The following is a 22,426-nucleotide window of genomic DNA, read 5'->3' as shown; positions in this document are numbered from 1 at the left end:
CACATGGATTTCTTGATTTACCTCGCCCTTGTGCCCGCCCTTGGTGTGACGGCACAGTGGTTGGCGTGGCGAACGAAGTTGCCCAGCATTTTGTTGCTGCTTCTGTTTGGGGTTTGCTTGGGGCACTTTGTTGTCCAGCCCGATGCTTTGCTGGCCGATTTGACGGGCGGCGATGAGACGGCCGGACCGAACATTTTGTTCCCGCTGGTTTCGTTGTCCGTTGCGATCATCATGTTCGAGGGTGGCCTGACGCTGAAGCTCGGCGAGCTTCGCGAGTCGGGGTCTTCATCGCTGAGACTTTGTACCGTCGGGGCGGCGCTGGCATTCTTTGGCAACACACTGGCGATCCACTGGATCCTCGCGTTTGGTTGGCACCTCAGCTTTTTGTTGGGAGCCATCTTGGTTGTGACCGGTCCAACGGTGATTGGACCGTTGCTTCGGCAAGTGAAACCGAGTCGCCGAGTCGCATCGACACTGAAGTGGGAAGGGATCGTGATTGATCCAATCGGTGCGGTGTTGGCTGTGCTGGTGTTCGAGGAGGTCGTGGTGGCCCAATCGGCACCTCACTTATCCAGCGCGTTGATGTCGCTCGCCATCACCGGGACAATCGGAGTTGGCCTAGGCGTCGCTGGCGGTGCGCTGTTGACCCAGGCTCTTCGTCGCTATTGGGTGCCCGATCATTTGCACGGCGTGACCGCGCTGTCGCTCGCGTTGTTGCTGTTCGCACTGAGCAACATGATCGCTCACGAGTCAGGCCTGATCGTCGTGACCGTGTTGGGGATTTGGCTGACCAACCAAAAGCACTTTGATGTCGAGCACATCATTGAACTGAAGGAGAACCTTCGCACGTTGCTGATCGGATGCTTGTTCATCGTGCTTGGCTCTCGAGTCAACCTGACCGACTTGGCGACCATCGGTTTGCCAGGCATTGGATTGATCTTCGCTTTGATATTCATTGTGCGTCCTCTGTCGGTTTACTTGTCGTTGCTGCGAAGCCCGCTGAATTATCGAGAGCAAACTTTCATCGCCGGATTGGCCCCGCGTGGGATCGTCGCGGCGGCGGTGAGCAGCGTGTTTGCATTGTCGATGGAAAGCCGAACGGACCTGAACATTCCTGGGTCCGAACAATTGGCGACGGTGACGTTCTTGGTGATCATCGGGACGGTTGCGGTTTACGGAATTGCAGCGTCCCCGCTGGCTCGATTGCTGAAACTCGCAGAGGAATCCAGTCGTGGAGTCTTGATTGCGGGCGCGGATGCTTGGGTACGAGACTTCGCGGCGGAACTCAAGTCCGCTGGCATTCCGGTTTTGCTGGTCGACACGAACTACAACAAAATCAGCCAAGCCCGAATGGCGGGGCTTCGCGGGGAGTGTGCCAACATCCTGAACGAACACGCTCGCGAAGATTTGGAGATGTCGGGGATCGGGCGGTTGCTCGCGATGACACCCAACGACGAGGTCAACTCGTTGGCTCTCCGTGAATGCCGCGCGATGTTCGATTCCTCGCGTTTGTATCAGCTGACTTTCAAAAGCAAGAACACCGCCGGACGTCGAGGACTGACGAAAAACCTGATGGGCCGCGAATTGTTTGGCGAAGGTTTGACGTTCACTCGGTTGTCGGAGATGCATGCGGCGGGTGCCACTTTGAAAACGACGAAATTGACCGAGTCCTTTTCGTTCGCCGACTTTCAAGAGAAGTACGGTGAAGTGACCACGGTGCTGTGTGCGATCACGTCGGAAGGAGCTCTCAACATCAACACTGTCGACGCTCCGTTGGTACCCGCGGCCGGCCAAACCATTTTGGCGTTGGTGAGTAGCACGCCGGTTCCCGACAAACATGCGGTGAAGGCATCGAAGAAACGCCCTGAGGCAAGCGAGGCCGTAGACTCCAATGACAAGAGCGATCCGTCGCCGAATGATGGGGAGGCGACAGCGTGATTGACCCGTTCGTCTTGACCGTCGTTTTTCTGCCAATCATTGGCTACCTGCTGTTGCTGTCTCTGATTCGCGTGAGCGGCCGGGTGCTGGTGACGACCGGCGGTCGCGATTTGGCTGCCGTCTTCTTTGCGATGGCGGGCATGGTCGCGATCGGACCGATGCAGCTGTTCTTTCCGAGCGCGTCGGCGGTCTTCTTGGGGCCGTACGTTTGGTTGCCACTGTTGCTGCTATACGTGCTCGTCTGCGGACTGGTAGTCCTAACTCGCGAACCACGTTTGGTCGTCTACGGACGCACGGCCGAGGAGCTTTATCCAGCGTTGCTGCGAAGTGCCCTGGCGATTGATTCTTCCGCGACGGGCAACGAAAAGAACGCGCAAGTTCACTTGCCTCAATTCGGGGCCCACCTGCGGATCGAGGGGCATCAAGGGTTTGACTGCGTCAGCGTCTTGGCGTTTGAACCGATGCTGCCACTCTCTTTTTGGAGTCACCTGCTCGGGCAATTGCGAGTTCAGGTTCGCGGAGTCTCGCCACCGTCGCCTCGACGTGGTTGGGCGGCCCTGTTCGTGGCGTTGGCGATGCTCTTCATGCTGGTTCGTTCGGTCATGGGGCAGGGCGAACAGTTCGTCGAAGGTTTTCGCGAATGGCTGATTCGCTGAGCTACCTGCGGATCGCGGGGAGAATTCTCACCCAGTCTCTTGCCAACCTGAATCAAATACGAGCGGTTTGAACCCGAGCCGAAATCGACCCGTAGAAACGGGACCGCAAGAGTTGAAAACGGCCAGGACAGTTTGGCGTGAAGCGCACAAATTGGAAGATTCGGATCAGATCCGGTAAGTAATTGGCCGATCAACCTTGCTGCATGGGCAACTGAGCCTAAAATGCAGACAGCAGATCTTTTGAGGTCTGTTAGGTGCAGTCACATAACACCGGCAGAGGGTTCATTTTTCGGGCACGTCTGAATCACTCAAAGACTTGTGCAGTAGCACGTCGAGATTCACGCGTTTCTCCCAGCGGCTTCACTCTTGCCGCCGAGTGGCTGTTACCGAATTGGACCGGCAGGTCGGATCGATGGATCCAGCCTGTCGGTTTTTTTTATGCGCACACCGCATTGCGATGGTCGAATTTGGCGTGGATACATCTTGTTCCGTCGACCTGGCAAAACAGAGTTTTCGCCGCATCCGGACCGATTTGAAGGCGTTCCGATGGTATTTCTTCGCAATTGACCAATGGCGAGAGGCGGCGAATGATCCTTCGTCGCCTATTGAGGCCCGAAATTTGGGTGTCGGGCGAGCTTGTCTCTCTCGTTTGCCCCATATCGGATTAGACTGGGCGGGTCGGATTCTCGGGGTGGAATCCAATTTTGATCATCGGTGACGATGCTGCTTCGTGCGATCGTCGGACCGATGTTTGCAACCGTTCCCGTATCTTGCTTCGTCTCGCGACATGAATGAACGCTCCTTTGCCGAAGCCGAGCACTTTCGTCCCATGCGATTGAGTGATCTCTGGCAAGCCGTCTATCGACATCGATTGTCGGTCGTGCTTTGGACGATTGTGCTGTTGCCCGTCCTCGTGTTTTGCGTCTTCCTGATTCCGGCCCAGTTCGATTCTTATTCACAACTGCTGATCCGGTTGGGGCGCGGTGCCGTTTCGATGGATCAAACCGCGACGCTCTCGCCGACCGTTTCGCTGCAAGACAGCCGGGCATCGCAGGTCAACAGCGTTCGCGAAATGTTGCAATCTCGCGCGATCGCTCAGAAGGTCGTCAGCGAAGTCGGCGTCGACCGAGTCTTGGAACCGCACAGCTTGCTGTCCAAGACGATGCAGAACCTCACATCGATGTTGCCCGGCGGCGACGCCAAACCAATGGGCGACTTGTCTGCCGAAGAAGTGGACGAACAGCTTGCCGAAGAAATGGCGATCAAGAAGTTTCAAGACTCAATGAATCTCTTCATGGCCAAGGACGCCTACACGATCGACTTGGAGGTTCGAACCGAGGATCCATTCCTCTCGCGAGATTTGCTGAAGGCTTTGGTTGAGGTTTACCGCGAACATCACGCGATGGCCCACAGTTCATCGGGTTCGTCGGAGTTCTTCGAAGAGCAATCGGAACTCGCCTACACACGTGCGGTTCAGGCGAAGGAAGAATTACGAGTTGCCAAAACAGAGCGAGGCATCATCGACATCGGTTCTGCACAGTCGGCCTTGCGTTCATTGATCAGCCAAGTCGAAAGCAACTTGGTCGATGTGGAACACGAATTGGCGTCGGCGGTCTCGCAGCGAGATCGTTTGATTGAGCAGATTGGTCAGCAACCCGAAACGTTGCAAACACAAACCATCCGTGGGATCCCCAAAGCAACCGGGGATTCGATGCGTCAGGCTTTGTATGACCTGGAAGTCCGTTACAAGGAACAATCGCTGAAGCTGAGTGACGACCATCCGAAATTGAAAGTGTTGCGGGAGCAGTTGGCCGCCGCGACTGAGATCGCTCAGGCAGAACAGGGCGAGCGACCTCAGACGACCGAGTCGACCAACCCGGTTCGGCAAGCGTTGGTGATGTCGCTGCAACAAACCGACACAAATCTTTCAGGGTTGGAATCCAAACGGAAGAACTTGAAGGGACAAGCTGAAAAGCTGAATGGAGAACTGACACAACTCAATCGCGATGAGGTTCAATTGGCGGAGCTGAGTTGGGAAACCAATTTGGCGGAAGCCGAGTACTTGCGGACGGCGGAGAATCGCGACAACGCTCGCTTGATTGATCGATTGTCGTCGGGTGCAGTCAGCGAAATCGCTGTGGTCCAGGAGCCTTCGCTCGGACTGAAGAAGGTCAAACCCAAACGGTCGATTTTGTTGGTCCTGGCCGCGATGTTGGCGTTGGGCTTTGGGCTGGTTCAGGCATTGATTCGCGGTTTGCTGGCGACGCCTCAATCGGCGGACATTGACTCCAATCGCAATCCACCGACCCGGCGACGAAGCGATGCGGGACATGGTCGCTACCGTGGTTCCGATGGTGTTCGCGGATTCAACAAGCCACCGGAAACAGAACCGGTGGTTGAAACCGAAGAAAACGGCGGGTTGACGGCGGTTCCTCGCTAAACGAATGTTTCCGATGCTCCGCAACACTCGACCTCATTTGCCCCATCTTCCTCGTTGACCCACGGCGCCCATCATCGCCATGCGAATCCTAGCCGTTCACAGCTATTACCGCCTTCGTGGTGGCGAGGATGTCGTGTTCGATGCCGAAACTCAATTGCTCGAATCGTTTGGCCACCGGGTCACGCGGTTCACGCGAATGAATGATTCGATGTCTGGCGCGGGAGCGATCGCGAATGCTCGGATGACCGTTTGGAATTCGGGCATCGCCGACGAAATCCACGACTTGGTGAAGCAGCAAGAAATTGAGGTGGTGCACTTCCACAATACTTTCCCGGCGATTTCTCCCGCCGCGATCAAGGCCGCTCATGATGCGGGAGCAGCGACCGTGTTAACGCTGCACAATTCGCGAATTCTTTGTGCCAAGGCAGTCTGCTTTCGCGACGGGCAACCTTGCACCGATTGTGTGTCCGCTACTTTTGCGACCCCAGCGATTCGGCATGCGTGCTTTCACGACAGCCGCTTGGCATCCGGAGTCGTCGCCGTGAAGAATTGGCTGCATCGATCCCGCAAGACTTATCAGCGTTCGCTCAACTTGGCGATCGCTCCGACGCAGTTCGTCAAAACTCGTTTTGAAGAATCGGGTCACCCGATGCCACCGATCGTCGTCAAACCTCACTTCGTCGAATCGGAATTGCCGCTCGGTGAGGGTGAAGGCGGCTACGCGTTGTTCGTCGGCCGCTTGAGCGAGGAAAAGGGACTGAAGGTTTTGTTGGATGCCTGGGAGCGACTGACTCAGCCCATTCCGTTGAAGATCATCGGAGACGGACCGCTCAAACACTTGCTGGACCAGCCGCGTGAAAACGTCGAGTATCTCGGACGGTTGGAACAGGACGCGGTCTACCAGACGATGGCCGATGCGGCGATGTTGATTCTGCCGTCTCATTGTGCGGAGTCGTTCGGCCGAGTCGTTGTCGAAGCTTTCGCATGTGGAACACCGGTTGTGTGCGCAAACCAAGGCGGTCAAGCTGAGTTGGTGCACCCGGCCGTGGGCGCTCTGTTCCAAAGCGGCGACGCCAGCGAACTTGCCTCCGTGGTGGATCGCTTTGTCGAGTACGCGGAAGAAACAATCGCGATGCGTGACGCGGCTCGTGAAGAATACGAATCCAAGTACACCGCGGCGATCAATCACGAACAGTTGCTTCAGATTTACGAACGAGCGTTGGTCGCTCGCGGGCGAAACGATGCGACTCGAGTTGCAGACTCGGATTTGCGGATCGATCTGCAGCACCCGGTTGGCTCCTCCGTAGAACCACATTTAGCCCCGACACCACTCGCAGAACCGGCGACATTTTCGCAAGCGAATTCCTCCCAATCCGAACAGGCACATGACAAACCGTTGCGTGGTCACGACGAGCTGGGACGACGGGCATCCTCTCGATCACCGCTTGGTTGATCTGCTTGTTCGCTATGAGTTGGCGGCCACGTTCTACATTCCGCGAAAGTCTCAATTGGAGACTTTGTCCGAGGAGAAAATTCGGGAGCTGAGCCAGCGGTTTGAGATTGGTGCTCACACGATGGATCATCTGGCTTTGACAACGCTTCCGGATGTCGAGGCCGAGCGTCAGATCCACGACAGCGGTGCTTGGGTGGCCGATGTGACGGGTCGACCTTGCGAAATGTTCTGCCCTCCGCTGGGAAAGTTCCAACGCGAACACGTCAACGCTATCGCACGTCATGGTTTCAACGGTTATCGCACCGTCGAGTTGTTGCAGTGCGATCCACCCAAACGCCGTGTGCGTGGTGACTACGTTCGCGGTGACAAAGGATGGCCGTTGTCATCCATGACGACTTCGGTGCAGGCACATCCGCACCCGAGGTCGGCCTACCTACGCAACGCTTTGAAGCGGGCTTCGTTTGGTCCGCTTCAACGAGCCTGGACCCTGACCGGCAACACAGACTGGGTCGGGATGGTTGCCGTGATGTTGGAGGAAGCTGCACGAACGGGCGGTGTTTTCCATCTGTGGGGCCATAGCTGGGAAATCGAAGCGAACGAACAGTGGCCAAACCTCGAGAAGGCGTTTGCAATGCTGGCGGAAGCGGTTCAATCGGGGCGTGCAGTCACCGCGACGAATGGAGAAGTCTGTTCGAGCGAAAGCCCCGCTTCCCTTTTTCGACAACTCGCATAGAGTTGAATGAGCAACGCGAGGATTCAGACGTACCACGCAATTGCTCCGTCGTCAGAAGCCGATGCGATTCACCGACCGCGAATAATCGACCTCCAATCCAACATGCCGAACGAGCAGGACATTCACGAACCGCACGTGCTGGATCACTACGAAGACCCGTATCATCGCGGGATTTTGGAATCCGCCAGTCACATGCACGAGGGGAACAACCCTCAGTGCGGCGACCGAATCGTGATCACGCTGAAGCTGGATGATTCCGCAAAAGTTTCCGAGGCTTGGTTTGAAGGTGAAGGTTGCGTGATCAGTCAAGCGTCCGCGTCGATGTTGATCGAACTGATGGAAGGCAAGACGATGGAGGAGGCAAAAGCTTTCACCGCCGACGAGATGCTGGAATTGGTCGGTCCCAACCTGGCTCCTGATTGCCACGATTGCTGCCTTCTTTCCTGGAGTATCCTGCAAGCAGCGTTGAGTTCTCCGATGGACGACGACGGTGATTCGTCCGCACCGACCGGACCATCGCTCGGGGAAGAACAGTGATAATGAGTGCGTCCCCGGCGAACCTCAGTGTCGAAAGAATTCGAGTCGACTTTCTTACCGACGACGAAGCGGTTGCTTCTGCGATCCCGATGAACGGTCCGCATCTGATCGCTATCGCGGCCGACAGCAAATCCGTGGAAGAGGTCGATGTGTTCCGGCAAGGCTTTCCAAACATGAAAGAGTGTTTTGGTGAGACAGGTCCATTCCGGCGCACACTGGCGAGTCAACCGAGCTCATGAGTGACAGCACCCAATTTTCGCTGTTCGATTCGGACGACGAAAAGCCAGCCAAAGCCGCGGCACCCAAACGCAAGGTTGCAAAGAAAGTCCGGCGGTCTTCCACCAGCGACGATGCGATTTCGATTAGCGAGCTGACGCGTCAGATCAAGTCGACGGTAGAGTCGGGCTTTCCAAGTGTTTGGGTGGCGGGAGAGATCACCGACATCGCCCGCCCTCGAAGTGGGCACCTGTACTTCACCCTGAAAGACGAACGATCGCAGATTCGTGGCGTCATGTGGCGAAGTGTTGCGGAGCGTTTGCCGTTCGACTTGGACGACGGACAAAGCGTGCTTTGCATGGGAGACGTGGAGGTCTATGCGGCGCGTGGTTCCTACCAGCTTGTCGTTCGGAAGTGCCAGCCTCAAGGAATGGGCGCACTCCAACTGGCCTTTGCACAACTGCAAGCGAAACTGCAAGCCGAGGGTTTGTTTGAACCAGAACGCAAGCGGTTGCTGCCACGGGTGCCTCGCCGAGTCGCGATTGTGACTAGCCCCACCGGCGCAGCGATTCAAGACTTTTTGCAAGCTGCTGCGCAGCGACACGCTGGGATTGAGATCGTGCTCATCCCGGCCAGTGTCCAGGGACCGGGAAGTGTCGAGGCATTGATTGATGGAATGCGGGCCGCTCACCGGATGCGTCCCCAGCCTGATGTGCTGATCGTCTCCCGAGGCGGAGGTTCACTGGAAGACCTGTGGTCGTTCAACGACGAACAATTGGTCCGAGCAATCGCGGCATCTAGAATTCCGACGGTCTCCGCGGTCGGGCACGAGATTGATGTGACGCTGGCGGACTTGGTTGCGGACGTTCGCGCATTGACACCGACCGACGCCGCGTCTCGAGTCCTGCCGGACCGCGATTCGATGGTCGCGGCCCTCGATGCACTCGGTCAGATGATGACGACCAACCTGTTCCGGCGGATTCAATCCGAACGGCAACGACTTGAAAACTGGGAATCTCGCCCGGTATTCCAAAACCCGTTTGAGCTGGTTCATGATCGCAGTCGGGACTTGGACGATTGGGACGAACGTGGACGCTCCGCGATTTGGCGGCGATTGGAACAGGCCCAAGCTAAACTAGCGACCGTTGCGGCTGCCCAGTCCGCACTTTCACCGCTCGCCGTGCTGGCTCGTGGTTACAGTGTGACGCAGACCGAGAATGGGCAAGTCGTCCGTTCCACGCAGGATGTTCTTCCTGGTGATACCTTGAGAACTCGATTGTCCGACGGCGATGTGTTTTCCGTCGTTTCGCGACAGGAATCGAACGACGACCGATCTGAACCGTCTTGAATATCAACCTCGTTTATCCCCATTAATCGAATCGACTATGACGCGTTTGCTACTGTGTGCTCTGCTTCTTGCTACGTCGTCGCTGCTGCAGGCTGAACCACCTGAATTGAAGCCGAACGCATGGCTGAACGTCAAAACTGAAGGCCAGCCAACCGCTCGACATGAGGCAGCTTTGGTCGGCTTTCAGGGCAAACTTTTCTTGTTGGGTGGTCGCCGCATCAATCCGGTCGATGTCTACGATCCCGAGACCAATGTTTGGACGACAAAGTCTGAGACGCCGTTGGAACTGCATCACTTTCAAGGCGTGGTGGTTGGTGACGCGATCTATTTGATGGGAGCGATGACGGGCCCCTATCCAAAGGAGACTCCGCTCGAGAAGGTGGTTGTCTATCATCCCAAAGAAGACCGATTCGACTTCGTTCATTCCATTCCCGAATCACGACGTCGCGGCGGGGCCGGTGCAATCTATCGCGACGGTTGGATCTATTTGGTTGGTGGCATCACGAATGGACACGTCGACGGATGCCGAAGCTGGTTCGATCGGTATAACCCGAAGACGGGTGTGTGGGAGATCCTGCCTGACGCACCTCATGAACGCGACCACTTTCAAGCCGCGGTGATCGGCAATCGGCTGTATGCGGCGGGCGGGCGAGTGACGTCGAAACGCGATAACGCGGTCTTCTCGCAAACGATCAGCAAGATTGATGTTTACGACTTTGACGCGGGGCGGTGGTTGCCGCCGGAGGAATGCCCCGATCTACCGACCGAGCGTGCTGGGAACAGTGTGATTGCGATTGCTGGCCAGCTGGTCGTTGGCTGCGGCGAGAGCGCGAACCAGAAAGAAGCTCACGATGAAGTCGAAGTCTTCAACCCTGCAACGAGCGAGTGGAAAACGTGGCCGTCGATGAATCGAGGGCGACACGGAACGGGCTTGGTCGTGATTGGCGATTCGCTGTTCACCGCCTCGGGTAGTGGCAATCGAGGCGGCGGCCCGGAACTGACTACGACTGAACGATTGGTGCTACCAAAGTAGCCCTGGATAGCCTATTTGCGGTCGGCGCCCTCGCTCCCGCCAGACTCATTGGCCGGCTGGATCGCGGCGGGCACTTTGCGTGAGATCGGCTGATGCGGCGCAAGCTTGCCATTCATCAGCACCGGATAGAGACTCTGCTTAGGCATGGGACCAACCCATCCGCCCCCAATACTGTTTCGCTTCGCGACTGGATCATAGTGAACTCGATACTGAACAACCCAGTACCAGCGGTCTTTCTCAGCACGAACCAGTGTTGCACCTGCTAAATCGAAAACGAATGTGTCGTTCCTGCCATGGGGTGCAATTCGCTTGTGGAATGCTGCCGCAATCTGAATGGCATCCGCGGCCGAAACTGGAAGTTGCCCCGATCCGGGCGTCCAAGCCGGCATTGTCTCCAATGTCTCTTCCGTGACCGAGAAGACCACCTTTGCGTCGACAGGACGAAATTCTTTGGCGTCTAGCGATGAACAAAGCATGGCAACGAAGAAGAAGACCGCGAACGTTCTCATGAAATGACTCCGAAGGAAGATCGATTGTTTACTGTCCAAACTCAGAAGCCGTGTCGCTAAGTTGGAGCTTCGAAATGACCACTTCTCCGAACGAATTTTCCTCGTCTCCCTTCTTTGGATTCGATTGGGTGTAGCAACCCGCTTTGAAGTAGCAGCCTTTTCGAGCCACCTTCCAATCCATCACTTCCTCCCCGTTGTAAGAGACCCGAACGTGCCCCTGACCGGCTCGGATTTCAAGCTCGAATGGCGTGCCGAGTTGGTAGTGACGGTCGATCATCACGTCTCCGATTTTGTTGCGCTCGACAAATAGCTTTTCACCCTCCAAACGCACCATCATCAAGTCATCTTCGGCATCATGAATCTGTGCGCACACGACGTGACGTTTCTTGGCTGGAGTCGCTGTGATGGCAACCTTCATCGACAGGGTGTGGATCGTATTCTCCTCCGTGCCCCAATCCGCCCGTGTCACGCCATCCGGCGACATCTCTCTGAGTTCAGAGCGTGGAAAGCTGGATCCCTTCGTAGTCACTCCACCGCAGTGAGCACGGAAGACGACACCGTGTGAATCGGTGACGTGAAAGTATTCTGGATTGGAAAAAGTATCGAGTTCCGGTTGCCGGATCTCGTCTGGCTTTCCTTCGCCTTCAGCTCCGATCGGCAGCGTCAACCGCCAGCGGGATAGATCGAGAACTTCCGCGGGTGACTGAGCCACAACGGTCGGTAGACAAACGAGCAACAGACAAGGCGATAGAATCAAACGCATTCGAGTATCCGGCGGGTCATTCCCTTGTTGCGAGCAATCTTCGCAAAATCGATTCGGCTCGCATTCAATCGCCTATCATAACGCAGATGTCACGTTCTTTGGTGTATCGCTTCAGGGCCCGAGTGACCTCATGACGACCGCAACCATCCAGGCTACAAAGACGGGAACGCAAGTCAGAACCGTCCACCAATCGAGATCCCGCTTTACCATCCCACGAAAGAACGCGATTGCAAGCAATACAACCGGTATCCCCAACGCGATTTCGAAGTACCAATTCAGCACGGTCCGTGGAAACGATGCAATACTATCCACGTTCAACACGGCAACGATCGCAAGGTCAAAAACCAAGAATCCCACCCATGCCAATCGCCAGGTCAGATGTTGCTGACGTGATTGAATGATTGCCAGAATTAGAACCGGCAGTCCAAACAAGTAGCCCAAGCGTGCCGAGAACTGTTCGTACCAAATTCCAAGAACGTAGCCCGCTGTATTTGAGTTCCCCGCCTGCGGATCAACCAAGAATCTGAGAGCAACAGTACTGGACGCGAAGAAATCAAGTGTCCAATCTAAAAGACACATCGTCGCAAAGAGTAAAGCCAGCGTTTTGCCGGGGCTGTTCCAAAAAGGCTTTGAACGAATCGCCAGAAGATAGACCGACAGACTCATCCCATAGACGCAGGCGACTAGAACATCCATCCCGTTGATCCGAGCAGCGGATTCCGCTCCTCTCCAAGCCCAATCCGGCACATGCCGCATGACCGAGAGCCCTCGGTTGATGGCAAACGCAACTGCGATCCCCGCAGTGATCAGCATCAGCTCGTAGATGCCGAGTCGCCGCGTGTCCTTTTTCGCATCTGTATCGATCTGCGACACGCTCATTTGAAAGTCGATCCAGACTGAAGCGACAGAGTTTGTTGGCACGAAGAACTTCTCACTATTCTTCGCGTCTCATACTCCACTCTAACGCAACTGGCTCGAATCAGATGCCGATTGCTTCTGGGTTCGGAAGGAAACAATGAGGTGCTTTCCATCGGGAGTGTGGATCGGATCTGAGGCCGAAACGTCGTCTGGAATGCCATCAAACGTTTGCAAGGACTCAAGCAAATCAATGGAAACAGAAATCGGAAGAATTCGGTCTCCAATCGTTCCCGACATCAAGAACGAATTTCCGTCCGGTTTCCAGTCGTACGAACTGCCATGAATCAGACTTGCTCCCATCGTATCACCAGTCCGAACGGTCAGCGATGAGATTCCTTGGTCCACCTGAATCACTCCCGTTGCCAACTCAGCGGTGTCTTTCAATGGGCCTCCAAACACAACTCGGCGTGAGTCATCCTTTGCCCATTCGAACTGGAAACTCAATTCGCCGAAAGGCGATTCGTCGGGTGAAAAGACGTTGGTTGTCGTTTCGCTTTCGATGTCAAAGAGTCGAAGGCAGTTTTTCGCAACTGGAACCCCCGTCGACTTCTCGCCGCCGTAAAACACAATCGACTTTCCGTCCGGTGACCATCGTCCTCCCCATGCACCTCGGTGGGCAACCATCTTTTTGTTGCCGCCATCGATGTCCATCATCCAAACAGATGTTCCTTCGGCACCATCGGTATTGGTGTACCGACGTTGGCGACTGAAAACCAACCGCTTTCCGTCTGGCGAGAACGACGGCAGTTCACCATCAATGACATTGATCGCGTCGTCGCCATCAAAGTCGACAATGACGATTCGCGATTGCTGCGACGTTCGCGTCGAATCGTAGGTCACAGCATCAAACGCGATGTGTTTGCCATCCGCCGAGATTTCCGGCGTTCCTTGGTGGTCAAATCGATCCCTCAGTTCTTCATCGGTGACCAGAGGCCGAATGGGAGTCCCGTCGGTCTCGCACAGGTGCAGAATTTGCCGTTCTGGCCGAGTTGGATCGACATCCAACGCGTCATTGCCGACCGACAAAGACGAGCATAAGAACAGACCGGACACCACACAGGTGATTGTGATAGATTCTCGCAAAGATCGCACGGTACAGCATTCCCTTGTGTTGACACCCAAGACCCGACCGCGAACTCAACGCAGCCCCTCAGAAGGGTTTTGCAATAGACCCTTCGGGCCGTATCGTATCAACTTTCCCTCGCCTAGTGGGAACCGAGAATCGCCGATTTCGCGTTCGCAACCGTGAAATTTGGATGGAGATTGGACTCCATCGCGGAAGCTATTGTTCGTTGCTTGCCAACGTCTTTTCGACGAAGTGAGTCCCGAGAATCTCCGATGGTGGAATCGGACGGCCGTACAGGTAGCCTTGGACTTCTGTGAATCCATGCTCGACCACGCAACGCATTTGTTGCTCGGTCTCGATCCCTTCCGCGGTCGTTGACATCCCCAAACACTTGCCCAAATTGGCGATCGTGCTGACGATTGCCATCGCATCGGCTTGGTGCAGGTTCTGAACGAAGGAACGGTCCATCTTCAGTTTGTCAAAACGGAATCGCTGCAGGTAGCTGAGCGAGGAATAGCCCGTCCCGAAGTCATCCAATGCGATCTGAACGCCGAGATCACGAAGAGCGTGAAGCTGATCCAGAGCATTCAAACTCTCACCGAGAAGTACTGACTCGGTGATTTCAATTTCGAGTCGATTGCCGGAGATGCCAGATTCTTTGATGGCGTAGGCAACGCTCGCGGGCAAAGTCCCACCTCGGAACTGGATGGCAGAGACGTTGACGGCAACACGCACATGTTCGGGCCAGTTGCAGGCTTCTTGGCATGCTTTGAGAAGGACCCAATCGCCGATTTGCCGGATCAGTCCCGTTTCTTCGGCTAAAGGAATGAAATCCAACGGCGGGACAAGTCCGCGCTCCGGGTGTTGCCATCGAAGCAATGCCTCAAACGAACAAACCTGACTCGTGTCGGGCGTTAGCAACGGTTGGAAATGGAGTAGAAACTCATCGTTCGCGATCGCCGCACGAAGGCTGGCTTCCATCATCTGACGGTGCCGCAGTTGTTGGTCCATTCCCTTCTCAAAGTAGCGAGCGCAGTCTCTCCCGTCTGCCTTGGCCCGATACATTGCAATGTCGGCGTTGCGAATCAGTTCGTCCGCGTCGCGACTTCCATCTGGTGAACCGCAAATACCGATGCTAGCCGTGACGCTGAATGGAATCCCGTCCAACAAAACGGGCTCTGCAACCGACGATTGAATTCCGTCCGCAATCGATTCAATCGTGCGTTGAGTTGGATTGTTGTCGAGCACAACAGCGAACTCGTCGCCGCCCAATCTTGCGACCAACCCCGAGGTCCCAACGACGGCTGACAAGCGGTGTCCGACGATTCGAATCAGCTCATCGCCGGCGGGATGGCCGAGCGTGTCATTGATCAGCTTGAATTGATCCAAGTCGATGAGCAACACCGCCGGAGGATGTGAGTCCGCGTCGGCATGAGCCAACGATTCGCGAAGGCGGTCATTGAACTTGCTGCGATTGGCCAGACCCGTCAATCCATCGTGCAGCGCAACACGCTCCAGTTCAGCGGTGCGGACTCGGACCAGTTCTTCCAATTCACGATGCTTGAGTCCAGCGGCGCGAGCCGAATCCCATTTGCAAGTCAATGCGACCGCGATTTGCAGCACTTCCACATCGTCAAACGGCTTCTTCAGAATCAGCAAGTTCTCCGTGTGTCCCAGCACGGAAACGGCGTCCTCCCAAGAGTGATCGCTGTAGGCGGTGCAAATGACGATTTGTAACTCTGGATCCAGTTTCCATAGCTCGCCAATGGTTTGCAAGCCATCCATTCCCGGCGGCATGCGCATGTCAACAAAAGCGAGCGAGTAACGATCGTTTTGTTCGACCGCCAACTGCGCCATTTTGACCGCGTCCAAACCTTGATGCGCCGAATCGAATCGCAACCCTTCGTCAGGGCTATCATCCACTTCGTCTTCTAAATCAAAGTCATCAATGTCTGGAAGGGCCGCCGGTGCGGGCGCGAAGATCTTGCGAAAATCCGCGTGTATCGACGGGTTGTCATCAACGATCAGGACTCGGTGCGATTTGCTCAACTTCAAAGTATTCATACAGCTACCTCAACATTCTTCGCGGCATTTTTGTCTTGGTCGATGATCGGCAAGTTCAGTTCAAAGCGCGCACCGCAGCCGAGGCCTTCGCTCAACGCGGTCAACTTTCCACCCATTTCACCGGCGGTGTTGGCACTGCTATGCAATCCGAACCCGTGTCCGTTCGTTTTGGTGGTGTACCCGTGCTGGAAGATCTGCTGAAGATTCTCAACCGGGATACCGGCCCCGTTGTCAATCACAGAAATCGTGTTGGAGACCTCATCGCATGTTGCACGGACGATGATTTGCGGATCCGAGACTTTGTGCTCGACCAAAGAGTCTTTCGCGTTTTTGATCAGGTTGATCACGATCTGCAAAAACCGGTGTTTATCCGTCGTAATCATCTTTTCACCTTCGTCCAAATCCAGCGTGATCTGGATGTTGTGGTTCATGAGTGACGCTTTGTTTGCAGCCAGGGCATCTTCGATCAAACCACGAAGGTCAAGCTCTTGAATCAGTTCGGATGAACGCGCCATGGATTGCTGGGCCGCAACGATCTCTTTGATGTGCTCAATATTTTTGACGAGATCCAACAACTCAACATCGATCGTTTGCCGTTCGCCACTTAAAGCACTCGTGACTCGCTGAACGTAAGCAGGGATCTTCTTTCCACGTTGATCCGTCGAAACAAATTCAGGGAACGTGTTTTCATGCTCGGCGATCAGCGCAGACACCTTTTCGAGATTGGCCAGGGCACTCTTCGAGTACTGGTTGCGAATCACGGAGACCGAAACGTTGACACTGTTCAGGATGTTCCCAACGTTGTGGAGAACCCCGGTGGCGATCTCCGCCATGCCTGCTTGTCGCGAAACATCGAGCAGTTCTTGATGAAGCCTGACCTTCTCTTGTTCCTGCTGGACTCGATCGGTCGCATCGGCTTCAATCGCAATGAACCGACGAACAACGCCGTCGGATTCGTGGATCGGTCGCACTTCGATGTCCACCCAGTACGGGATGCCATCTTTTCGATAGTTGATCGTTTGGACGTTGAAACCGGTTTGGCTGGCAATCGCTTCTCGCATCACCGAGCAAACCTGCGGGTCGGTCATCGATCCGTGAAGGAAGTCGGACGGACGTCTGCCGATGACTTCCTCAGCGGCGTACCCAGTGATTCGCGTGAACCCTTCGTTCACCCATTCAATCGTTGCGTCCGCGTCAGTGATGATGACAGCATTGTCGGTGTAGCGTGCGACGAGAGCGAGCTTCTCCGTTTCGGCGGTTTGCGCCGCGAGCAAATCGTATGCTTCGGACAGTTCCTTGGTTCGCTCGGCAACTTGTTGATCGACGGACCGCTTTGCGAATTCAATTTCAGTTTGACGAGCACAGAGTTCCCACACCTCTTTCCTCAACCGGTAGCAACCCGGTGCTAAGAATGCGACTTCGAACAGTACCCAGGCAGCATGTTCCATCCACCGGTACGGACTCTCGGTCATAATGCCAAAGACTGACAAAGGATAAAACACGCCCCGGACGAAGTGATCCATCGCGACGACCGCCGTGGCACTGATCAGAATCCGCCAATCCCGATAGATGCTAAGAATCGCGAGCGAAGCAAAAACGTGAAAGTGAGTTTCGATCCGGCCACCGGACAAGTGAATCAGCAACGCCGACCAAAGCATTTGCACGACCGCGACGACATGGCGTGTCGATGCTTCACGAGGAAACATCCGCATCCACAGAATCGCGAATCCGGACAAGGACATTCCGATCAGAAACGCTGCCCAAACGTGAACGTGGACCTCGTTGCGTTGTCCAATCCATGTCAGTGGTGAAAGGAACGCGGCGAATGCCAATCCCAACGCCCACTGTCCGATCATGATCCAGGTCATGAATCGGTGGACCCACAAGCATTCATGCTCGTAGCGTTTTTGAAACAATTCGTTTGTTGCTGCGATGCCCGCTGGACTTTGCATGATCAGGCACCTTCGCTGGGGCTAACGATTGCACATCCAAAGACCGGCCATTCAACACGCTGGTTTGATTCGCCGTTGATGCTGTTCAGGAACGCGGCGCCGGAGTCGCAGGTTCCCTCGTGCCCACGTGAAGGTGTGATACCACCGCTGAATCTCAGCTTTGCGTCGTTGTAGACGAGCACATGTCCCGATGTTGCTACATCAAACTGCCGAGATGCCTTCGCATCATGGTCAGCAACAATGGATACATTGCCAAACGACCGCAATTTGTCAGTCGTTTCCGATTCAATCCAACTATCAGTTTTGCCGGATGGAATGAATGCGTATGCGACGATGTTTGGTTGCGACGCGAATGATGCGATCATCCTTTCCATGCATCGAATCGTCGCTCGCGTGCATGGGCAATGCGGATGATAAAAGATCAAAACCGTTGTTTGATCAGCACCTCGGAATGATTCCTCTCCTAACAAGCTGCACGGCAACAACTCCGGCACGGACTGGCCGACGTGGCCAGGTTGACTGGAGTACGAAACCAGCTGTGTCATTCCTATCAACCCTGGCAAGAGCAGCATTGAGAGAGCAATTTTCCAACCCATGGATGCGATCGACCTAACGACAAGGCACTGTTCGACTCGGGCAGGCTGACGACCATGCTGGTCGCTAAAGATCGTTGCGTGCCCACTCTATTGAGTAAGAACTTTGCACGTGGTAAACGACGCGGTTGGTGCGGATTGCGTTGCGACTAGCAAATGGACCATTTCGGAGGCCGATCTGTCCGATCATACCGACGTTGCTACCCATGCCGCGAAGCAGAACCACCCGTGATACAGTGCGTGAATCCCGCCACATCCGGTGGTTCGATTGCAGAGTAGTTTGGACTACACACGCTCTGCGGCTTGACGCAAAACCAGTTTCGCCTAGTCTGACTGGCCGACCAGCGCAGCGACCCACCATGAGCGGACATGGCGTGGCGATGCATTCGGTCACTCCACGCAACAACGTGATTCCCAAATGCTAGGAAGCAGATGGCTAGGCGTCGAACTTGTTGAAGTCAGCCAGCACGAAAAACTCATTTCGGCAGTAGGTTCTGCCTGCGCAATCTACTGCGTCTTCTATGTCACCAGTCTTTGCCTGCCAACGATGGCGGCGGCTGGCGTGATCGCTTCCATGGGAGCCAGCGCGGTTTTGTTGTACGCGGTCCCACACGGACCGTTGTCTCAGCCGTGGCCTTTGATCGCCGGACACACGATCTCCGCTTGCGTCGGCGTGACGTGCTATCAGTGGATCAGCAACCCAGCCGTGGCAACCGCCCTCGCGGTCGGAATTTCGATCGGCCTGATGTACCAACTTCGCTGCATCCATCCTCCCGGAGGCGCGACCGCTTTCACTGCCGTCATGGGAGGCGAAGCGGTTCACGAATTGGGATACGCGTATGTGCTTTACCCAATTTTGGCGAACGTCGCATTGATGCTCGTCCTTGCAGTTCTCATCAACGCACCGTTCCGCTGGCGCCGGTACCCTGCTGGGTTGTTTCGATCACCGGTTGCGATAGAAGAGAATGAAAACGCCGTTGCCTACCCTACTCATGAGGAAGTGCTGTCAGCTATCCGTTCGTTGGATTCGTTCGTCGACGTCAGCGAAGAAGACCTGATCTGTCTCGTGCAACGGTTCGGCAAATTGGACGAGTCCCTGTTCCAACCCGGCGACGCTTCGAAACACAAAGTATCTTTGAGCGAACCGGAAAAACGTGCTCTCGAGCTGACCCAATGTGACGATGAAGTCTTGCGATAGGCAGGCGGTTCTCCTCGTAAGCAGGTAGGCAGAATTGATCGGGTAGAACCTCACGTAGTTGAGTCTCTCTGAGACTCGCAAATGACAGCGTCTCGGAGAGACGCCGCTACGTGATCAAGCCCAAAGACTCCCGCTCACGTGCTTAAGCACTTTCACCTGCGGAAGTCGTTGGCGTCGATGTTGTGACGCTTCAATAGCTTGTTCATTCCTTGGCGAGACAATCCGGCTTGGCGTGCCGCGCTGGCTATGACGCCTTGATGCTTTTCCAACAGTTGCAACAAGTAGGCACGATCAGCCGTGTCGAGAGCGATGTCTCGCGACACCTCAGCCAAATCCAATGTTTCGGGTTGTGGATTGTGGAGCGAATCTCGAAGTGGTTTGGGCAGATCGGTCGGCTGAATGACTCGGTCCGTCGCGAGAGCGACCGAACGCTCAACAACGTTGCGAAGCTCACGAATATTTCCCGGCCATCGATAGTTCCGAAAGCAATCCAGCGTTTCCGCGGCAAACGAACTCGGACTATCACCGGAACGCTGATACTTCTTCAGAAACGCATTTGCCAACAGAATCACATCGTCACCACGTTCACGCAGCGGCGGCAGTTCAATGTGCACAACCGCCAATCGGTAATACAAATCGTGACGAAACCGATCCGCGTCGACTTCCGCCTGAAGGTCGCGGTTGGTGGCGCAGACAAATCGAGTGTTCACACGAATGGGTTGACTGTCACCGACTGGGGTGAAGGTTTGTTCCTGAATGACTCGCAATAGTTTGGCCTGCGAAGACAATGGCAATTCACCCAGTTCGTCAATGAATGCGGTTCCTCTGTCGCACGCTCGCAACAATCCCGCCTGATCTTTCACCGCACCGGTGAAAGATCCTTTGATGTGACCAAACAAGGCGGACTCAAACAGAGACTCAGGAATGGATGTGCAATCGATGACCTGCATCGCGTTCGCTCGGCGATGGCTTCGGTGGTGAATTGCATTGGCGATGACTTCTTTTCCCGTCCCGCTCTCGCCGGTGACCAGAACGTTGGTGTCGCTCATCGCAACTCGCTCGACGATCTCTAAAACCTCTTGCATCTTCGAACTGTTGCCCAAAATTCCAAGTTCATTCGGCCACGAGGTTGGACCGTCAGACTCGGTGTCGCTATTCACCGGATCTGACGACGCACTTCGTTCATTCTTCAGATGCTGACCGGCCTGGGAAAGCGAACGTTGGACCGCGATCAGCAGATCCTCCAACTTCACCGGCTTCAGCAAGTAGTCCGTGACGCCCAAGCGAACGCTCTCGATAGCGGAAGGCAATGATGGTGCTCCAGTAATGACGATCATCGGGACATCGGAATGTTTCGTTCGTCCTTCTTTCAGGAGTTCGAACTTCAGGTTTCCCGGCATGTTCAGGTCGGAAAGGATCAAATCGAACGGATGCTCATTCAACACGGAAATGGCATCGTTCGCATCCTCAACGCACAGGCACTCGAAACCTTCCTCCCGTAGAAATTCGGCCGTCGTTTCACGAAAGAGCGGTTCATCGTCGGCGATCAAGATGCGCTGCATGGTGTTTGTAATCACTTCGCTTCCGGCTCCGTCTTCAAAAGTCTTGGAAGTTGAACGCAAAACGTCGTGCCCTCGTTTGGCTGACTGGTGACTTCGATCGTTCCCTGCATTGCTTCGACCAATCCGCGAGTGACGGAGAGCCCCAATCCCATTCCTTGCCCAACGGTTGTGGTCTTCGTGCTGAAAAAGGGATCAAAGATGGCACCAATCACGTCCGCTTCAATTCCGCATCCATGATCGTTGACTCGCACGACCAATCGATCTCCATCAGCACGCACGTCCAATCTCACCGTTTGCTCTGCCGCTGAGGCCTGAATCGCGTTGTGAATCAGATTCAAAAGGATCTGTTTCAACTCCCCTTCGCGAAGCAGAACCTGATTCATTTCCAATTCGTTTGTGGCCGGCAAAGGTTCGCAGCGCAGTTGCACCTCCACTTTGCATTTTCGTGACATGGGCATCGCCAAGGAAATCAATTCGTCCAAACACCGACGAATATCAAAAATGACCGCTAGCTGTTGGCTCGGACGATACAGTTGGAACATCTGGTGCGTGATGCCACGGATTCGTTCAATCTCACCATCGATCAAATCGAGTTTGTCGTAGTGCTTCACATTCGACGGCAGATGCCGTTTCAAAAGTGCAAATGCGTTGCGAATCCCGGCCAGCGGGTTGTTGATCTCGTGAGCGACGCCGGCGGCAAGTTCTCCCAGCGCGGCGAGCTTCTCCATCTTGAGTCGATGCTTTTCTAGCTGAGCAATCTTGGCTGTCCGCATCTGTACCAAGTGTTCCAATTCGGCGTTCTGTTCCCGCAGTTGTTCACGCATTTGACGACGCTCGGTCACATCGCGAAAACTTGCCCGGAATCCTAGTGAATTGCCTTCGCGGTCAGTCATGGGCTGCCAAGATACGGCGACCCATGAGGTGGATTGATCACGATGCAAGACTTTGAACTCGACGTTGTTTCCAGTGCTCCCCTTGGATGCTTCCTCCAAGTGACGCCCCATGCGTTCGCGATCTTCTGCGGCAATCATCGGCAATGGGTAGTCATCCATCGCGAGGCATTCTTTGGGTGTGTATCCGGTGAATCGCTCGACCGCTTGGTTCACCCACACAACCTGACCGTTGGCGGATTGCCAACTTTCCCAGTCCACCGTGCTTTCGGCGATTGCACGAAAGAACTCCGGCGGGATCGATTGCCCGCGACGAGGAAGGACTTGTGCCGGTAGGTCGTGTCTTTGCGTCATGAACTCATCGTAGTTGATATCGAGTCTCCGCCGGCAAAATGGCGGGTGAACAAACGCCGTCACTGGATTGTTCCACTTTGCGAGGGAACATGGTTCGCAACAACCTTTCCACCTAGTGCCTCCGGAACGATTTTGTGCCGCTTGATGACCTCATTTTCACCAGATCCTCAAGCAGCCAGAAGCGTGCCCTGATAGGTCCACTT

The 22,426-nt window shown here is 55.1% G+C and carries 19 protein-coding genes; 10 read left to right on the top strand and 9 right to left on the bottom strand.

What is annotated here, in order from left to right; translation table 11 throughout:
- The first annotated feature begins 3 nt into the window (after positions 1 to 3).
- The 9 genes from CEE69_RS06715 (at position 4) to CEE69_RS06675 (ending at position 10,354) form a co-directional block, all read left to right on the top strand.
- The gene (locus tag CEE69_RS06715; protein ID WP_099259973.1) at positions 4 to 1,938 is read left to right on the top strand and encodes a cation:proton antiporter; all 1,935 of its coding nucleotides are present in this window, start codon (positions 4 to 6) and stop codon (positions 1,936 to 1,938) included.
- A complete protein-coding gene (locus CEE69_RS06710) occupies positions 1,935 to 2,594 on the top strand; it encodes a hypothetical protein (protein ID WP_099259972.1) in 660 nt (219 codons plus the stop codon). Before CEE69_RS06715 ends, CEE69_RS06710 begins: the two co-directional genes overlap by 4 nt.
- Before the next feature lie 787 nt (positions 2,595 to 3,381).
- Positions 3,382 to 5,034 (top strand): GumC family protein, encoded by a 1,653-nt coding sequence (locus CEE69_RS06705; RefSeq protein WP_099260148.1) that lies wholly within the window; start codon positions 3,382 to 3,384, stop codon positions 5,032 to 5,034.
- A gap of 196 nt (positions 5,035 to 5,230) precedes the next feature.
- The gene (locus CEE69_RS06700) at positions 5,231 to 6,487 is read left to right on the top strand and encodes a glycosyltransferase (protein ID WP_199169821.1); all 1,257 of its coding nucleotides are present in this window, start codon (positions 5,231 to 5,233) and stop codon (positions 6,485 to 6,487) included.
- On the top strand, positions 6,480 to 7,220 hold the full coding sequence (locus CEE69_RS06695; RefSeq protein WP_315852520.1) for a polysaccharide deacetylase family protein: 741 nt from the start codon (positions 6,480 to 6,482) through the stop codon (positions 7,218 to 7,220). Before CEE69_RS06700 ends, CEE69_RS06695 begins: the two co-directional genes overlap by 8 nt.
- 102 nt (positions 7,221 to 7,322) lie before the next feature.
- Entirely contained in the window at positions 7,323 to 7,757 is a 435-nt protein-coding gene (locus CEE69_RS06690; protein WP_099260146.1) for an iron-sulfur cluster assembly scaffold protein, read from the top strand.
- Between the two features lie 2 nt (positions 7,758 to 7,759).
- The gene (locus CEE69_RS06685) at positions 7,760 to 7,996 is read left to right on the top strand and encodes a hypothetical protein (RefSeq protein WP_099259970.1); all 237 of its coding nucleotides are present in this window, start codon (positions 7,760 to 7,762) and stop codon (positions 7,994 to 7,996) included.
- Positions 7,993 to 9,321, top strand: coding sequence for an exodeoxyribonuclease VII large subunit (gene xseA / locus CEE69_RS06680; protein ID WP_099259969.1), 1,329 nt, complete (start codon positions 7,993 to 7,995; stop codon positions 9,319 to 9,321). Before CEE69_RS06685 ends, xseA begins: the two co-directional genes overlap by 4 nt.
- 37 nt (positions 9,322 to 9,358) lie before the next feature.
- Positions 9,359 to 10,354, top strand: a complete 996-nt coding sequence (locus CEE69_RS06675) for a Kelch repeat-containing protein (RefSeq protein ID WP_099259968.1) — start codon at positions 9,359 to 9,361, stop codon at positions 10,352 to 10,354.
- Between the two features lie 11 nt (positions 10,355 to 10,365).
- On the opposite strand, the gene CEE69_RS06670 is transcribed toward CEE69_RS06675, so the two are convergent.
- From CEE69_RS06670 to CEE69_RS33085, 7 genes are all read right to left on the bottom strand, one after another.
- A complete protein-coding gene (locus CEE69_RS06670; RefSeq protein WP_099259967.1) occupies positions 10,366 to 10,863 on the bottom strand; it encodes a hypothetical protein in 498 nt (165 codons plus the stop codon).
- A gap of 28 nt (positions 10,864 to 10,891) precedes the next feature.
- Positions 10,892 to 11,626 (bottom strand): polysaccharide lyase family 7 protein, encoded by a 735-nt coding sequence (locus tag CEE69_RS06665; RefSeq protein WP_099259966.1) that lies wholly within the window; start codon positions 11,624 to 11,626, stop codon positions 10,892 to 10,894.
- Between the two features lie 111 nt (positions 11,627 to 11,737).
- Positions 11,738 to 12,505, bottom strand: a complete 768-nt coding sequence (locus CEE69_RS06660; protein ID WP_099259965.1) for a hypothetical protein — start codon at positions 12,503 to 12,505, stop codon at positions 11,738 to 11,740.
- Between the two features lie 81 nt (positions 12,506 to 12,586).
- Positions 12,587 to 13,636: a pentalenene synthase gene (locus CEE69_RS06655; RefSeq protein WP_233214923.1), complete on the bottom strand. Its 1,050-nt coding sequence runs from the start codon at positions 13,634 to 13,636 to the stop codon at positions 12,587 to 12,589.
- 190 nt (positions 13,637 to 13,826) lie between these two features.
- Positions 13,827 to 15,674, bottom strand: a complete 1,848-nt coding sequence (locus CEE69_RS06650) for a putative bifunctional diguanylate cyclase/phosphodiesterase (RefSeq protein WP_099259964.1) — start codon at positions 15,672 to 15,674, stop codon at positions 13,827 to 13,829.
- Positions 15,671 to 17,626, bottom strand: coding sequence for a PAS domain-containing protein (locus tag CEE69_RS06645; protein WP_099259963.1), 1,956 nt, complete (start codon positions 17,624 to 17,626; stop codon positions 15,671 to 15,673). Before CEE69_RS06645 ends, CEE69_RS06650 begins: the two co-directional genes overlap by 4 nt.
- Positions 17,627 to 17,628: 2 nt before the next feature.
- The gene (locus CEE69_RS33085) at positions 17,629 to 17,991 is read right to left on the bottom strand and encodes a RedB (protein ID WP_233214922.1); all 363 of its coding nucleotides are present in this window, start codon (positions 17,989 to 17,991) and stop codon (positions 17,629 to 17,631) included.
- 646 nt (positions 17,992 to 18,637) lie between these two features.
- On the opposite strand from CEE69_RS33085, the gene CEE69_RS06630 reads away from it, so the two are divergent.
- Complete coding sequence (locus CEE69_RS06630; protein ID WP_099259960.1) at positions 18,638 to 19,417, top strand: HPP family protein; 780 nt, start codon at positions 18,638 to 18,640, stop codon at positions 19,415 to 19,417.
- 152 nt (positions 19,418 to 19,569) lie between these two features.
- Here CEE69_RS06630 and CEE69_RS06625 read toward each other — a convergent pair whose 3' ends face one another.
- Together CEE69_RS06625 and CEE69_RS06620 are read right to left on the bottom strand one after the other, a co-directional pair.
- Complete coding sequence (locus CEE69_RS06625) at positions 19,570 to 20,994, bottom strand: sigma-54-dependent transcriptional regulator (protein WP_099259959.1); 1,425 nt, start codon at positions 20,992 to 20,994, stop codon at positions 19,570 to 19,572.
- Positions 20,991 to 22,223, bottom strand: a complete 1,233-nt coding sequence (locus CEE69_RS06620) for a two-component system sensor histidine kinase NtrB (RefSeq protein ID WP_099260144.1) — start codon at positions 22,221 to 22,223, stop codon at positions 20,991 to 20,993. Before CEE69_RS06620 ends, CEE69_RS06625 begins: the two co-directional genes overlap by 4 nt.
- Positions 22,224 to 22,426 lie beyond the last annotated feature (203 nt).

It is taken from the genome of Rhodopirellula bahusiensis (assembly GCF_002727185.1).
Lineage (GTDB): Bacteria > Planctomycetota > Planctomycetia > Pirellulales > Pirellulaceae > Rhodopirellula > Rhodopirellula bahusiensis.
This window is presented reverse-complemented; position numbering and strand designations above follow the sequence as displayed.